This is a genomic window from Streptomyces sp. NPDC050264 (genome assembly GCF_040655895.1).
Lineage (GTDB): Bacteria > Actinomycetota > Actinomycetes > Streptomycetales > Streptomycetaceae > Streptomyces.
Genome location: NZ_JBFAKV010000016.1, coordinates 184,469 through 198,134 on the forward strand (window position 1 = coordinate 184,469; position 13,666 = coordinate 198,134).

The 13,666-nt window shown below is 70.2% G+C and carries 16 protein-coding genes; 12 read left to right on the forward strand and 4 right to left on the reverse strand.

Features of this window, described 5'->3' with window-relative positions; genetic code table 11:
• The first annotated feature begins 37 nt into the window (after positions 1–37).
• From AB0J02_RS27150 to AB0J02_RS27165, 4 genes are all read left to right on the forward strand, one after another.
• A complete protein-coding gene (locus AB0J02_RS27150) occupies positions 38–361 on the forward strand; it encodes a hypothetical protein (protein WP_363196386.1) in 324 nt (107 codons plus the stop codon).
• A gap of 187 nt (positions 362–548) precedes the next feature.
• Positions 549–917 (forward strand): WhiB family transcriptional regulator, encoded by a 369-nt coding sequence (locus AB0J02_RS27155; protein ID WP_363196387.1) that lies wholly within the window; start codon positions 549–551, stop codon positions 915–917.
• Positions 914–1,237, forward strand: a complete 324-nt coding sequence (locus AB0J02_RS27160; protein ID WP_363196388.1) for a hypothetical protein — start codon at positions 914–916, stop codon at positions 1,235–1,237. Before AB0J02_RS27155 ends, AB0J02_RS27160 begins: the two co-directional genes overlap by 4 nt.
• 140 nt (positions 1,238–1,377) lie before the next feature.
• Positions 1,378–1,578 (forward strand): hypothetical protein, encoded by a 201-nt coding sequence (locus AB0J02_RS27165; RefSeq protein ID WP_363196409.1) that lies wholly within the window; start codon positions 1,378–1,380, stop codon positions 1,576–1,578.
• On the opposite strand, the gene AB0J02_RS27170 is transcribed toward AB0J02_RS27165, so the two are convergent.
• Positions 1,579–2,943 carry an AarF/ABC1/UbiB kinase family protein gene (locus AB0J02_RS27170; protein WP_363196389.1) on the reverse strand — a complete coding sequence of 455 codons (1,365 nt, stop codon included), beginning with the start codon at positions 2,941–2,943 and terminating at the stop codon, positions 1,579–1,581.
• Between the two features lie 67 nt (positions 2,944–3,010).
• Positions 3,011–4,174: a ThiF family adenylyltransferase gene (locus AB0J02_RS27175; RefSeq protein ID WP_363196390.1), complete on the reverse strand. Its 1,164-nt coding sequence runs from the start codon at positions 4,172–4,174 to the stop codon at positions 3,011–3,013.
• A gap of 209 nt (positions 4,175–4,383) precedes the next feature.
• Here AB0J02_RS27175 and AB0J02_RS27180 point away from each other — a divergent pair, with 209 nt between their 5' ends.
• The 4 genes from AB0J02_RS27180 (at position 4,384) to AB0J02_RS27195 (ending at position 8,194) form a co-directional block, all read left to right on the forward strand.
• Positions 4,384–4,980 (forward strand): M48 family metallopeptidase, encoded by a 597-nt coding sequence (locus AB0J02_RS27180; protein WP_363196391.1) that lies wholly within the window; start codon positions 4,384–4,386, stop codon positions 4,978–4,980.
• A gap of 114 nt (positions 4,981–5,094) precedes the next feature.
• Complete coding sequence (locus AB0J02_RS27185) at positions 5,095–6,729, forward strand: TerD family protein (RefSeq protein ID WP_363196392.1); 1,635 nt, start codon at positions 5,095–5,097, stop codon at positions 6,727–6,729.
• An 11-nt stretch (positions 6,730–6,740) separates the two neighbouring features.
• Positions 6,741–7,421: an AIM24 family protein gene (locus tag AB0J02_RS27190; RefSeq protein ID WP_363196393.1), complete on the forward strand. Its 681-nt coding sequence runs from the start codon at positions 6,741–6,743 to the stop codon at positions 7,419–7,421.
• Between the two features lie 17 nt (positions 7,422–7,438).
• Complete coding sequence (locus AB0J02_RS27195; RefSeq protein WP_363196394.1) at positions 7,439–8,194, forward strand: AIM24 family protein; 756 nt, start codon at positions 7,439–7,441, stop codon at positions 8,192–8,194.
• Positions 8,195–8,284: 90 nt separating this feature from the next.
• On the opposite strand, the gene AB0J02_RS27200 is transcribed toward AB0J02_RS27195, so the two are convergent.
• Both AB0J02_RS27200 and AB0J02_RS27205 read right to left on the reverse strand, forming a co-directional pair.
• Positions 8,285–8,809 (reverse strand): NUDIX hydrolase, encoded by a 525-nt coding sequence (locus tag AB0J02_RS27200; protein WP_363196395.1) that lies wholly within the window; start codon positions 8,807–8,809, stop codon positions 8,285–8,287.
• Positions 8,806–10,287 carry a zinc-dependent metalloprotease gene (locus AB0J02_RS27205; RefSeq protein ID WP_363196396.1) on the reverse strand — a complete coding sequence of 494 codons (1,482 nt, stop codon included), beginning with the start codon at positions 10,285–10,287 and terminating at the stop codon, positions 8,806–8,808. Before AB0J02_RS27205 ends, AB0J02_RS27200 begins: the two co-directional genes overlap by 4 nt.
• Positions 10,288–10,480: 193 nt before the next feature.
• Between AB0J02_RS27205 and AB0J02_RS27210 the strand changes: the two genes are divergently transcribed.
• From AB0J02_RS27210 to AB0J02_RS27225, 4 genes are all read left to right on the forward strand, one after another.
• Positions 10,481–11,593, forward strand: a complete 1,113-nt coding sequence (locus tag AB0J02_RS27210) for an SDR family oxidoreductase (RefSeq protein WP_363196397.1) — start codon at positions 10,481–10,483, stop codon at positions 11,591–11,593.
• A gap of 111 nt (positions 11,594–11,704) precedes the next feature.
• Positions 11,705–12,169 (forward strand): molybdenum cofactor biosynthesis protein MoaE, encoded by a 465-nt coding sequence (locus AB0J02_RS27215; RefSeq protein ID WP_363196398.1) that lies wholly within the window; start codon positions 11,705–11,707, stop codon positions 12,167–12,169.
• A 102-nt stretch (positions 12,170–12,271) separates the two neighbouring features.
• Positions 12,272–12,436, forward strand: coding sequence for a hypothetical protein (locus AB0J02_RS27220; protein ID WP_363196399.1), 165 nt, complete (start codon positions 12,272–12,274; stop codon positions 12,434–12,436).
• A 56-nt stretch (positions 12,437–12,492) separates the two neighbouring features.
• Entirely contained in the window at positions 12,493–13,581 is a 1,089-nt protein-coding gene (locus AB0J02_RS27225) for a PDZ domain-containing protein (RefSeq protein ID WP_363196400.1), read from the forward strand.
• Positions 13,582–13,666 lie beyond the last annotated feature (85 nt).

A 13,666-nucleotide genomic window follows, 5' to 3' on the forward strand; every position in this document is an offset into this window, starting at 1 on the left:
GCGCCGGTCCCCTAGACGCCGAGAGGAGGCGATTCCAGTGATCAGCATCAACGCCAGCTCCATCAGCACCGTGAAAATGACCGATCGCTCGGTCGTCGCTTCCTGCCTGCTCGGCTTCTCGAACCTGGGCACTGGTCTGTCTGGCGTCAGCGCCATGCGTCCGGAGTCCGGCCTGTCTCTCGCGGGTCTTCCCATTCGCGAGGGCAATGAGCGACCGACCAAGGCACCGGAAGCAGTAGCGACGGCACAGGCTCAGGCCTATGCCTTTGCCGCGGCCGGTGCCGGATTCGGGAAGCAGACGACGCAGCATCACACGATGTGGGCCTTCCGTGGGCTCGAACCCTGGAGTGATCCAGTCTGATCGACGATCAGACCGGCGCCTTCAGGGCCGCGGAACCCCACCCGGGATCCGCGGCCCTTCTGTTTTCCCGGAAGACCCAGCGATCTTCCGAGGGACCAGAACGAAGGGGCCTCGGGACAAGAAAAGAACCCGGTACCACCGCCACCCGGCCCACCGGCCGGAATGACCAGACGAGGAAGAAAACACCGTGCAACTCGAAGCGCACGCCCCGTCCGTACCGCCTTCAGACCCTCTTCCCCCGCCCGTGTCCACGGAGGACTCCACCTTGTACCCGCTGACTGCGCTCACCGCGCTCGACGACGCCATCGAGAACCTCGGCGTGCCCGTCCCCTGCCGTGCCTACGACCCGGAGGTCTTCTTCGCGGAGTCGCCGGCGGACGTCGAGTACGCCAAGTCCCTCTGCCGTACCTGCCCGCTGATGGAGGCCTGCCTGGCCGGCGCCAAGGAGCGGCGTGAGCCCTGGGGCGTCTGGGGTGGCGAGCTGTTCGTCCAGGGCGTCGTTGTCGCCCGGAAGCGGCCGCGTGGTCGCCCGCGCAAGAACCCGGTCGCGGCATGACCATCCGAGGAACGATCGACCGCCCCCTGACGCACGACCCCAAGAAGCAGGCCCCGATGAAGCCGTCCACGAGCGAGCCCGCCGGCTCCGCGATCCCGGACTTCCCCATGTCCGATGCGAACGACTCGCGTCAGAACAGGACCCGTCAGATGCAACTCATCCCAGAAGCCCTGGCTCGTGCGCATATGCACGAGCAGCTGCGGGACGCCCACGCCGAGCGCCAGGCCCTGCGCCTGGTGGTCGCCCGTCGGATGCAGCGCCGCGCCGAGCGCGCCTCGCTGCGGGCCCGGCGCGCACTCGCCATGGCCGTCATGCAGTAACAGTCCGTCGGCACCACCATCGTCGACTTGAGCCGCGGCGGTACGCGGCTGCTCCCGCGGGGGCCGGTCCGGAAGGGACCGGCCCCCGCGGTGCGTTGTGCCGGACGATCATCGGTCCATGGAGTTATCGTCGCGGAGTGATGTCTCTTCCTGGCGGGGACTCCGCGCCTCAGACCGATCCGCAGGCCGTCGTGTGCGCCCGGTGCGGCGCGACAGCCCCGGGGACGCCGCTGACCTGGACGTGCTCCGTCGAGGGTGGCGTCCGCCGACTCTTCTGCGACGACTGTTCCCGGGAGAACATCAGGGCCATCGAAGGCCGGCTCGACTCGGACCGGTGGTGATCAGGCCTCCGCGGCCGACTCCTCCTCGGGCTCCTCTTCGGCCTCGGCCACGAACCCCGGTACCCACGACTCCAGTTCGTCCCGCAGCCGCACCGTGGCGCCGAGCTGGCACAACACCCCGATCGTGCTGAGCGTCACCCGGTGGATCAGCAGGTACGACGGCGGCAGGTTGAGCTGCTTGCCGAGCTGGTGGGCGGGGGAGCGGGGGTCGGCGATCCGGGCGGCCTGACTGCGCATCCAGGAACGGGTGAACGTGAACGCGTCGACCTGAGCGGGCTCGATGATCGGCAGCAAGTAGTCGAGCACCGCGTCCGGTTCGAGTGCGATCGACTCCCTGACGAAGCCCTCCTCGCGCAGCAGCTCATAGACCGAACCCGCCTCGCCGTCGAGCGTCATCCGCAGCGAGCTGCCTATGACGGCGGGCAGCCCGCCCGGCAGCCGGTCCACCGTTCCGAAGTCCAGTACGCCCAGGCGCCAGCCGTCCTTGCCGTCCGGCAGCAGCCGGAAGTTGCCCGGGTGCGGATCCGCGTGCAACAGGCCCGTGCGCGCCGGGCCCGAGAACAGGAACCGCGCCAGCAACTGGCCGGCGCGGTCCCGCTGTTCCTGACTCCCGTCGTTGATGATCTCGGCGAGCGGCGTCCCGTCGATCCACTCCGTCACCAGGACCTGCTCGCACTGATGCACCACGCGCGGCACCACGACATCGGGGTCGCCCTCGAACTCCTCGGCATGGGCGTGCTGGGCCTGCGCCTCCAGCGCGTAGTCCAACTCCTCGGTCACCCGGTCGCGCAGCTCCGCGATCAGAGGCTTGATGTCCATCCCCGGAATCAGCGGCCCCAACAGGCGCGCGAAGCGGCCCAGTTGGGTGAGGTCCGAGAGCAGCGCCTCACCCGCGCCCGGGTACTGCACCTTGACGGCGACCTCGCGCCCGTCGTGCCACACGGCGTGATGCACCTGGCCGATCGATGCGGCGGCCGACGGCTTCTCCTCGAACTCCAGGAACAGGTCCTGCCACTGCGCGCCGAGTCGCTCCTCCAGCACCGCGTGCACGGTGCGCGTCGGCATCGGAGGCGCGGCTTCCTGCAGCTTCGTCAGCGCGGCGCGGTACGGGCCCGCGACCTCCTCCGGCAGAGCGGACTCGAAGACGGACATGGCCTGCCCGAACTTCATGGCCCCGCCCTTCAGCTCGCCGAGCACCTTGAACAACTGCTCCGCCGTGCGCTGCTGCAGCTCGCGGCCGACGATCTCGGCGGACTTGCCGCCGATGCGCTTGCCGATGCCCCAGGTCGCTCGGCCGGCGAAGCCGATCGGTAGTGCGGCCAGCTTGGCGGTACGGGTAACCGCCTTCCGGGGAAGATCAGACATACACCCCTCCAAGTGCCGGACAGCCGTGCCGCGCATGCCCAGGCGTCATGACGCCGTCAGCCGTTGCTTACACCGCCATTGTGTCGTGCGGCCCTTCCTCCACGGAGGTCTCCTTCCCGTTACCTCCCTCACCCGCACCGCATGGGCACTCCGGATGTGGCCACACCGGCCGGGCATGCCAGTCGAGCCCCGGTGTAGACGCCTCCCAGCGGGACCCTGTGCTCGACGGCAGTTCCCCGTCCAGGAAGGCCAGCCCGTGGGCCGCGGCGAGGCCTGCGACCGCGGTGGCCAGGCCCAGGTCACAGGCCTGGATCTGGCGGGCGGAGTGCCCCGACCGCCACTGGGCGAGCAACCGCGGCCACGTCACGTAGCGATCCGTGCGCGCGAGAAGCAGGCAGTGCGCGCAGGCGGTCCCGCCGGGCAGTACCAGGGGCCCCACGATCCCGGTGGCTTCGGTCACGCCCGCGTACAGGTGGGGGATGCCCGCCGCGATCAGGTCCGCAGCGGCGCCGGGGTCGGGGGAGTGGATCGCGAGTCCGTCACGCGGGGTGAGGATCACGAGGGAGAGCGCCGGCTCCCCCTGCCCCTCGTCCACCGCAGGGGCCTGCGTCCTGCGCCGGTCAGGGCGCGGGGGCCGGGCCGGCGCGACGGCGCGCACCAGCTGCCGCGCGGACACGTCCCGGCGCTCGCCGATCGCCTCCACCGGATGACCTCCCGGCGCCACGTCCCACGGCTCGACGCAACCGCCGTCCCGCACTTCGACATGGCCCACGCCCGCCGCGCCAAGGACCGAGGCCACGAGTGCGCCCACCCGCCCGGCGCCTCTCACCTGCACCCGCATGCCGTGGCGTGCCGCCAGCCTGCGCGCGCCCTCGGCGGGTTCGGACGTCGTCACCGTCAGGGCGGCGTGGTCGGCTCGGAGCCGGTCCATCACCCCCGTCTGCTTGCGCAGCGCTTCGGCGGCCGGGCCGCCTCCCGTGGCGTCGTCGAGGAGACCCGCCCTGGTCAACCGCTCCAGCAGCGCGTCCACGTGCCCTTCGGGCAGGCCCATCCGCTGGGCCTCGTCACGCAGCAGCGGTACGCCGCGCGTTCCGTCGAGCAGGGTCAGAAAGCTCCCCGTGGCCGTGTCGACCGGGCCGAGCACCACGGCGTGCGCCGGTGTCAGCCCGAACTGGACCGTGTTCAGGTCGTGCCAGCCGCGCCGCAGCGCGGGCTTCAGGATCGGATGCATGGTTGTCCCCCGTGCTGTGCCGTCCGGCCGACTGCGTCAGCCGATCACGTCGATCGAGGGCCAGCATGCCTGCTCGGCCAGATGCGTGACGGAGGTTGTCCACAGGCTGTGGGTGATAGTCGTACCAATCGAGCGGCCGGGGTGCGGCAGCGCACCGAAACAGTTCCGGAGACGGGACTTCCACCCTGCTCAGCGGGTAACGTCAGGGCGTGCCCGTCGACCCTCTGCACCGTGCCAAGAAAACACAGCGCAGCACGACCAGCCCGCCGCCAGGCGGTCCGGGGGCGAGCGCGGTCGAGGTCCGCCGGAGTTCCCGGCGCCGCAGAACGGTGTCCGCGTACCGCGAAGGCGATCGCACCGTGGTCCTCATCCCGGCCCGGATGTCCGAGGCCGAGGAGCAGCGCTGGGTGACCGTCATGCTCGACAAGCTCGCAGCGCAGGAGAGCAAGCGGGTCCTCGGCGACGCGGAGCTGGCCGAGCGCGCCGGACGGCTCTCGCAGCAGTACCTCGGCGGCAAGGCCCGGCCGGCGTCGGTGCGCTGGGTCACCAACCAGAACACCCGATGGGGCTCGTGCACGCCCGCGGAGGGCAGTATCCGCCTATCGCACCGCCTGCAGGGCATGCCCGAATACGTCGTCGACTACGTGCTCGTCCACGAGCTCGCGCACTTGTTGGTCCCGGGCCACGGACCGCGCTTCTGGCGGCTTTTGGAGGCATACCCCCGCACCGAGCGTGCGCGCGGATACCTCGAAGGGGTGGTCGCGGCGGACCGGCTGCCGCATCCGCCGAGCACACGCGGCGAATAACGGGCCCCAGGGGCCGCTTCTGTACCAGGGCTGTACCGACTTCTCCCGTTCCCAGACTTTGCAGTTAGCCTGACGCGACGCAATCACCATCGGGATGGGGGACGGTCGTTACGCATGGCCAGGGAATTCCAGCGCGGCCACAAGGCCAAGATCAGCGACCTCACCGCGGGCACGGATCTGTACGTCGGCGTGCAGATCACCGGCCCCGGACTGACCTTCGACATCAGTTGCTTCGGCCTCGACGCCGAGGAACGGCTGTCCGACGACCGGTACTTCGTCTTCTTCAACCAGCCCAAAACGCCCGAGGAGTCCGTCCAGCTGCTCGGCGCGCAGGCCGGTGACACCGAGTCCTTCCGCGTCACGCTCGACAAGATCCCCGCGAACATCCAGAAGCTGTCGTTCACCGCGACGCTCGACGGCGCCGGTCAGATGTCACAGGTGGCGCCCGGCTACATCCGTATCGTCGCCGGTGGTGAAGAGGTCGCGCGGTACTCCTTCCAGGGCGGCGAGTTCTCCACCGAGCGTGCGGTGATGCTGGGTGACTTCTACCTGAAGGACGTGTGGCGCTTCGCGGCCGTCGGACAGGGCTTCGACGGTGGCCTGGACGCGCTGCTGCAGAACTTCGGCGGCGAGGTCGCGGAGGAGGAACCCGCCGCGCAGCCGCAGTCCGCCGCGGCTCCCGGCTTCGCGCCGCCCGCGCAGGCTTCCGCGCCGCCCGCCTTCGGGGCCCCGACGGCACCCGCGCCCGCTCCTGCCCCGGCGCCCACGCCGCAGCCCTTCGCGCCGCCGCAGAGCCCGACGCCCCCGCCGGCTCCCGCCCCGGCCGTGCCTCCCGTCCACGCGGCGCCGACCATCGTCGCGCCGCTGGCACCGCCCCCGGGTGCGGTGCCGCCGCCTCCAGCCCCCGCTCCGTACGGGCAACAACCGCCTCAGTACGGGCAGGTGCCGGGCCAGGGCGGCGCGACCCTGCCGCCCGGATACGGCCAGCAGCCCCAGTCGCCGTCGGCACCGCCCGGCTATGGACAGCCGCCCGCCGCTCCCTCCCCGTACGGCGCGCCTCAGGGCGTCCCGCAGCAGGCGGTCGCGCCGGGTGTGGCGGCCGCGCTGGAGAAGTACCGCGAGGCCCCCACCGGGCAGCGCTGGACGCTCCAGAACAAGAAGCTGATCCGGGTCGACCTCGGCGCCGGCGGCGACCAGCCCGTGCTCGCCCGGCAGGGCAGCATGGTGCTCTACCAGGGCAAGGTCGAGTTCGGCTACAAGGGCGCCGGGTTCGCCGGACGCGTCGTGGGCAACGCCACCGGCCAGGAGATGCAGCTGATGCGCTGCACCGGCCGCGGCCAGGTCTTCCTCGCCGAAGAGGCCGCCCACCTGCACCCCATCGAACTCCAAGGAGACGCGATCTGCGTCTCCGCCGAGAACGTCCTCGCCTTCGACGAGAGCCTTCAGTACGAAGTGCGCAGGATCGAGGGGCACGGCATCCCCGGGGGCGCGCTGTTCGTGATGCAGTTCCAGGGCACCGGAACGGTCGTCGTCAAGACCCACGGGACACCCGTCGTGCTGCCGGTGACGCCGACGACGTTCGCCGACTGCAACGCGGTCGTGGCCTGGTCCGCGGCCGCGCAGGCGATCATCTCCAGCCAGGTCCGGATGCGCCGCAACGCCTATCCCGGACACAGCGGCGAGAGCGTGAACCTGCAGTTCCGGGGCGCACCCGGCAACTTCATCGTCGTCCAGCCGTACGAGGTCTGAGGGAGCCCGTCATGAATCAGCCGCTCGCGGGCTTCGCCCCGACCCCGGTAGCCACCCGCATGGAGAACCACGGCAGCAACATGCTGAAGGTCGCCATGCAGACCGGAAACGACCTCTTCGCGCGCGTGGGCTCGATGGTCGCCTACGAAGGCTTCGTCCAGTACGAGCCCAACCCGCCCGCCGTACGCCAGATCGCCCGCGACTGGATCACCGGCGAGGGCGCGCCTCTTATGAAGTGTTCCGGTGACGGCCTGCTCTACCTCGCCGACTACGGAGCGGACGTCGTCGTCATCAACCTCGGCGGCGAGTCGATCTCCGTCAACGGCACCAACCTGCTCGCCTTCGACGCCCACCTCCAGTGGGGCGTCGAACGCGTGAAGGGCCTCGCCAAATTCGCGGGGCAGGGCCTGTGGAACATCAAGATCAGTGGCCAGGGGCACGTCGCCCTGACCTCGCGCGGCACCCCCATCGTCGTCGACTGCGGCCGCGGCGAGGACGAGACGTACGTCGACCCGGACGCGCTCATCGCCTGGTCACCGAACCTGAAGGTGAAGGGCAAGCGCAGCTTCAAGGCCGGCTCGCTCATCGGGCGGGGCAGCGGCGAGGCCTACCAGATGGGCTTCTCCGGGGAGGGCATCGTCGTCGTACAGCCCAGTGAAGACAGCACCGACCGCCTCCGAGCCCGGGGCTGAGGGGGAGCGAACACACCATGCAGAGTCCGCTTTTCGCGTACACCGAGCAGCAGTCCCAGGAGCGCTACACGGTGCAGAACCCGCAGATGCTGCGGGTCGCCCTGGAAGGACACGACGACATCCTCGCCCGTAAGGGCTCGATGGTCGCCTACCAGGGACTGATGGAGTTCGACGGCGAGATCCAGACGTCCGGGCAGCGGCGCTCCCGCGCGCACACCGGCGAGGGCCTGGATCTGATGCGCTGCCACGGGCAGGGCAGCGTCTATCTGGCGAACCTTGCCCAGTACATCCACGTAGTGGATGTCGAGCAGGACGGACTGACCGTCGACAGCAACTACGTGCTGGCGATGGACTCGTCGCTGCACCATGAGGTCATCGCCGTGGACAGCCAGTTCGGCATCTCCGGCTCCGGCAAGTACCAGCTCAACATCACCGGGCGCGGCAAGGTCGCGCTGATGACGTCCGGCCAGCCGCTGATGCTCCAGGTCACCCCCGACCGTTACGTCAACGCCGACGCTGACGCCGTCGTCGCCTGGTCGACGGGCCTGCGGGTGCAGATGCAGGCGCAGACGCACTCCTCGGGCGTCTGGCGGCGCCGCGGCAACACCGGCGAGGGCTGGGAGCTCAGCTTCATGGGGCAGGGCTACGCGCTCGTCCAGCCCAGCGAGCTGCTGCCGCCGCAGAACGCGGTGGCCGGCCAGGGGATCGCGGCGCAGTACGGAATGGGCCAGCAGGGAGCCCGCGGCCAGAACCAGGGAAACGTCTGGAGCTGACGGCTGCCTGACGACTACCCGGCGAACCGGGTAGGGGCATGTGTAAGGGGCGGGCGCCCGGCGCCCGCCCCTTACACATGCGCGTACGCCTCAAAGGCGGGCGCGCGTCGCCTCGACCAGCCGCACGACCGAGGCGTCGGCCACGTCCGCGACCTCGTCGTACGAGAACCAGCGCAGGTCCAGGGACTCGTCGCTGATGGCCTCCGTGGCGTCCGCCGGGGCGAGCGCCGCGTACTGCGTATCCAGGTGCTGCGTGCACGGGCCCGGAATGGGGTGCCGGTCGAGGCGGACCGGGCCGCCCGGTAGCAGCGCGAGCCCCGCGATGCCGGATTCCTCGGTCGCCTCGCGCAGGGCCGCGGCCGCCAGCGTCGGGTCGCCGGGCTCGCAGTGCCCGCCCATCTGGAGCCACATCTGCAGCTTCTTGTGCAGCGTGAGCAGGACGCGCCCGCGCTCGGGGTCGATCACCAGCGCGCTGGCCGTCAGGTGACCCGCGGTGCAGGACTTCCACATCGCGGCGTCACCGTGGGCGGCGAGATGGTCCAGGTAGGCCTGGCGCAGCTCCGGCTGGTCCTCGTAGCTCTTGAGCACGAGGACCGCGTCGTCGTACAGGGTCACTTGTCGCTGTCGCCCTTGCCGTCGCTGTCGGACTCGTCGTTCTTGGAGTCGCCCTTGGAGTCGTCCTTGGAGAGGTTCGGCTTCTCTCCGCTGCCGCCGGCCGCTTCGCCGAGCATCTTGTCCAGCTCGGAGAAGTCCAGCTGCTCGCGGTGCACGAAGCCGTCCGGGTCGTCCAGGTCCGAGGCCGTCGGCAGCATGTCCGGGTGCTCCCACAGGCCGTCACGGCCGTCCACACCGCGCGCGTCCGTGAGCGAGGCCCACAGGCGCGAGGCGTCCCGCAGGCGGCGCGGACGCAGCTCCAGGCCGATCAGCGTCGCGAACGTCTGCTCCGCGGGACCGCCGGACGCCCTGCGGCGGCGCAGCGTCTCGCGCAGCGCGTCGGCGGACGACAGACGCGGCTTCGCGGCCGCGTGGACCACCGCGTCCACCCAGCCCTCCACGAGCGCGAGAGCCGTCTCCAGGCGCGCCAGGGCGGCCTTCTGCTCCGGGGTGTCCTCCGGCTGGAACATGCCCTGCTGCAGCGCCTCCTGCAGCTGCTCCGGGTTCTGCGGGTCGAACTGGCCGACCACGTCCTCCAGCTTCGAGGTGTCGACCTTGATCCCGCGCGCGTACCCGTCGACCGCACCGAACAGGTGCGAACGCAGCCACGGCACGTGCGTGAACAGCCGCTGGTGAGCGGCCTCGCGCAGCGCCAGGTAGAGGCGGACCTCCTCCTTCGGGATGCCGAGGTCCTTGCCGAACGCCTCGATGTTCAACGGCAGCAGCGCCGCCTTGCCGGCGGGGGCCAGCGGCAGACCGATGTCCGTGGAACCGACGACCTCGCCCGCGAGCACGCCCAGGGCCTGCCCGATCTGCGAGCCGAACATGGCACCGCCCATGGAGCGCATCATGCCGATGAGCGGGCCCGCCATGGCCTGCATCTCCTCGGGCAGGACGTCGCCCATGGCCAGGCCGACGCGCTCGGCGACCGGGTCGACGAGCTCCTTCCACACCGGGAGGGTCGCCTCGACCCACTCGGCGCGGCTCCAGGCCACCGCGGAACCTGCGCCCGACGGCAGCGACGTCGCGTCGTCCAGCCACAGGTCGGCCAGGCGGACGGCCTCCTCGACCGCGGTGCGGTCGGCGGGACCGACGCTCGCGTCCTTCACGCCGTCCTGCGTGCCCTGGGAGACCGTCTGGCGGGCGATGTCCTTGGCCATGTCCCAGTTCACCGGACCGCCCTCGTACGAGAGCATCTGGCCGAGCTGCTGGAAGGCCGCCCCCAGATCGTTCGGATCCATCGAGCCGAACATCGCCGCGAACGGGTTGTCCCCGCCCGCGCCGCCGGGGCCGCCCGCGCCGGGCAGGCCCGGGAAGCCGAATCCGAGGGGGTTGGCCGGTCCCTGACCGCCACCGCCCTGCTGGTCCTTCTTCTTGCCCTCGTCGCCGTCGTCCGGCTCCTCCGGCGGAAGGCCGAAACCAAATGGGGTGTCACTCACGGGATTCCTCGGCTGGTAAGGCCACCGGTTTCTGTCCCGGCGGCGACTGCCCGACTACACACACCCAGCGTAGACACCGTGACGGGATCGGGCCTCGGTGCTTCGCCGACTCATGGCCTGCGGCAGGATGGATGCCTCCTGGTACGTACGCGTCATACACGTACGTACTGAAGACAACCGCTGGAGACGCCCGGTGAGTTCCCCAGATCCGCAGGTTCGCGCAGCGCGAAACCCCTCAACCAGTCCGGCCGTCCGCGGCCCCGTCGTCGCGGTCACCGGTGCAGCGTCCGGCATCGGCGCCCTGCTCACCGAGCGGCTCGCCGCGTCGGACGAGATCAAACAGGTGCTCGCCATCGACGAACGGCGCGGCGCATGCGCCTCCGCGACGTGGCACATCCTCGACGTACGGGATCCGGCCATCGCCGAGAAGCTGCGCGGCGCGGACGTCGTCGTCCATCTGGCGCTCGACCTCGACCTGGAGTCGGACGCCGCGGCCCGCACCGCGTACAACGTACGCGGCACCCAGACCGTGCTGACCGCCGCGGCCGCCGCCGGAGTGCACCGTGTCGTGCTGTGCACCTCGGCGATGGTCTACGGAGCGCTCGCCGACAACGAGCTGCCCCTCTCCGAGGACGCCGAGCTGCGTGCCACGGCGGAGGCCACGGGCGTCGGCGACCTTCTGGAGATCGAGCGGCTCGCGCGGCGGGCCCCGCGCGCGCACCCGGGCCTCAATGTCACCGTGATGCGTCCCGCGGTGCTCGTCGGCGGCACGGACACGGCCCTGACGCGTTACTTCGAGTCACCGCGCCTTCTTGTGGTGGCCGGTTCGCGGCCCGCCTGGCAGTTCTGTCACGTAGAGGACCTGTGCAGTGCCTTGGAGTACGCGGTTCTGGAGAAGGTCGACGGAGAGCTCACGGTCGGCTGCGACGGGTGGCTGGAGCAGGAGGAGGTCGAGGAGCTCAGCGGGATCCGGCGCATGGAGCTGCCGTCGGCCGTCGCGCTCGGAGCGGCCGCGCGGCTGCACCGGATCGGCCTGACGCCCTCTCCGGCCGGGGACCTCGCCTACACGATGTACCCGTGGGTGGTGAGCGGGAGCCGGCTGCACGACGCCGGGTGGCGCCCCCAGTGGACGAACGAGGAGGTTCTCGCCGAGCTTCTCGAAGAGGTCGCGGGACGGCGTACGGTCGCCGGCCGACGGCTCGGCCGCAAGGACGCGACGGCGGCCGGAGCCGCGGGCGCGACGGTGGCGTTGCTGGGCACGGCGGCTGTCGTACGGCGGGTGCGCAAGGCGAGACGGCGTATCTGAGGCCCGAGGGAGGGTCCGCGGGCCTGTTGTAGGAGGCTCCAAGCCGCCACGCGCGTGTGCCGGTCGAAAACGCTATTCACGGTTGTCGGCGGCGTACGGCACGATGAGTCCATGGCACGCACCCAGCACGACCACCCAGGTGAGCAGGCGGCGCAGGACCCGATCAAACTGCTCGCCATCCGTGAGACGCCGCTCTCCCTCGACGAGGTCTTCAAGGCCGTCGGGGACGACGCGGCGGGCGGCACCGCGCTCTTCGTGGGAACGGTGCGCAACCACGACGGCGGGGCCGGCGTGGACCGGCTGGGCTATTCGTGCCACCCGACCGCCGAGGCGGAGATGCGGCGCATCGCGGAGAAGATCGTCGCCGCGTACCCCGTGCGCGCCCTCGCGGCAGTCCACCGGATCGGTGATCTGACGGTCGGCGACCTGGCCGTCGTGGTCGCCGTGTCGTGCCCGCACCGCGGCGAGGCCTTCGAGGCGTGCCGCCGGCTCATCGACGACCTGAAGCACGAAGTACCCATCTGGAAGCACCAGGAATTCTCCGACGGAACCGAGGAGTGGGTCGGCGCCTGCTGAACTCCGCTTGCGTAACCGCACCCCGGCAGCGAGCGTTGACAGTGCGGATGGTTAATCTGCTGATCAGTCAGTTGCGGTCGCTCATGGGGTCGGGAGGTCGGCATGGCAGCGCTCATGTGGCTGCTGATTCCGGTTGTCGCTGCGATCGGTGCCGGGTTGTGGGGCACTTGGGCAGGCCGGAACCGGCACAAGACGGGTGACGTGAACGAACTCAGCGGCTACGCCCGCTTCCGAGAAGCCATGGAGAAGTCGCACTCCGGGACGTGAGGGCAACGCCCCGGCCCCACAAGTGCGTCGACAGACACGTCCCGTACTGTCGTTCCATGCCACGCCGCACCGCGACGATGCTCGCCTCGACCCTGATGCTGATCGCGCTGCTCTGTGCGGGGGTGCTCATCAAAGTGCCCTACGCGGAGATGTCGCCGGGTCCGACGGTGAACACGCTCGCGGACCACGAGGGTGAACCCGTGATCCAGATCTCCGGTCACAAGACGTACGAGACGTCCGGTCACCTCAACATGACGACGGTCCGCGTCACGAGCGCCGACTACAACATGAATCTGGTGTCCGCCGTCTACGGGTGGCTCGCGCACGACAGCATCGTGGTGCCGCACGACACGCTCTACCCGGACGGCCAGACGGAGCAGCAGTCCTCGCAGGAGAACGCCGAGGAGTTCAGCCAGTCCCAGGAGAGCGCCAAGGTCGCCGCCCTGGACGAGCTGGGCATCCCCGTGAAGTCCTGGGTGATCGTCTCCACCGTCGTCAAGGACAGCCCGGCAGAGGGCAAGCTGCACGCCGGTGACGTCATCAAGGCGGTCGACGGCACCAAGGTCACCAAGCCGGCCGATGTCGCGAAGCTCGTCACCAAGCACAAGGCCGGCGAGAACGTCGTCTTCACCGTCGTGCCCGTCAAGGACGCCGCCGCCGCCGAGAAGGAGGGCAAGGAGGCGACCCGTACGGAGAACGTCACGATCAAGACGGACAAGGCCGAGGACAACCGCGCGATCGTCGGCATCCAGGCCGGAACCGACCACACCTTCCCGTTCCAGATCGACATCAAGCTCGCCGACGTGGGCGGCCCCAGCGCGGGCCTGATGTTCTCCCTCGGCATCGTCGACAAGCTTTCGCCCACCGACCTGACCGGCGGCAAGTTCGTGGCGGGCACCGGCACCATCGACGACGACGGCAAGGTCGGCCCCATCGGGGGCATCGGAATGAAGACCGTCGGCGCACGCGAGAAGGGCGCACGGTACTTCCTGACGCCGAAGGACAACTGCGCCACGGCTGCCAAGGACACCCCGGACGGCCTCACGCTCGTCAAGGTGAACACCATCGACGACGCGATGAAGGCCCTGAAGGACATCCGCAGCGGCGACACGGCCGATCTGCCCTCGTGCACGACCAAGGGCTGAGCCGAGGCAAGCCGAGGATCTGAGTCTCTACGCGACGGTCCAGTGGAACCAGCGCATGCAGAACAGCCGCATCGTCAGCCCGTGC

What these genes read in the sequence shown, in the direction of transcription:
- AB0J02_RS27225 (WP_363196400.1), top strand. Translation starts at nt 12,493, where the DNA reads ATGCCACGCCGCACCGCGACGATGCTCGCCTCGACCCTGATGCTGATC.
- AB0J02_RS27195 (WP_363196394.1), top strand. Translation starts at nt 7,439, where the DNA reads ATGCAGAGTCCGCTTTTCGCGTACACCGAGCAGCAGTCCCAGGAGCGC.
- AB0J02_RS27220 (WP_363196399.1), top strand. Translation starts at nt 12,272, where the DNA reads ATGGCAGCGCTCATGTGGCTGCTGATTCCGGTTGTCGCTGCGATCGGT.
- AB0J02_RS27185 (WP_363196392.1), top strand. Translation starts at nt 5,095, where the DNA reads ATGGCCAGGGAATTCCAGCGCGGCCACAAGGCCAAGATCAGCGACCTC.
- AB0J02_RS27215 (WP_363196398.1), top strand. Translation starts at nt 11,705, where the DNA reads ATGGCACGCACCCAGCACGACCACCCAGGTGAGCAGGCGGCGCAGGAC.
- AB0J02_RS27165 (WP_363196409.1), top strand. Translation starts at nt 1,378, where the DNA reads ATGTCTCTTCCTGGCGGGGACTCCGCGCCTCAGACCGATCCGCAGGCC.
- AB0J02_RS27190 (WP_363196393.1), top strand. Translation starts at nt 6,741, where the DNA reads ATGAATCAGCCGCTCGCGGGCTTCGCCCCGACCCCGGTAGCCACCCGC.
- AB0J02_RS27170 (WP_363196389.1), bottom strand. Translation starts at nt 2,943, where the DNA reads ATGTCTGATCTTCCCCGGAAGGCGGTTACCCGTACCGCCAAGCTGGCC.
- AB0J02_RS27160 (WP_363196388.1), top strand. Translation starts at nt 914, where the DNA reads ATGACCATCCGAGGAACGATCGACCGCCCCCTGACGCACGACCCCAAG.
- AB0J02_RS27175 (WP_363196390.1), bottom strand. Translation starts at nt 4,174, where the DNA reads ATGCATCCGATCCTGAAGCCCGCGCTGCGGCGCGGCTGGCACGACCTG.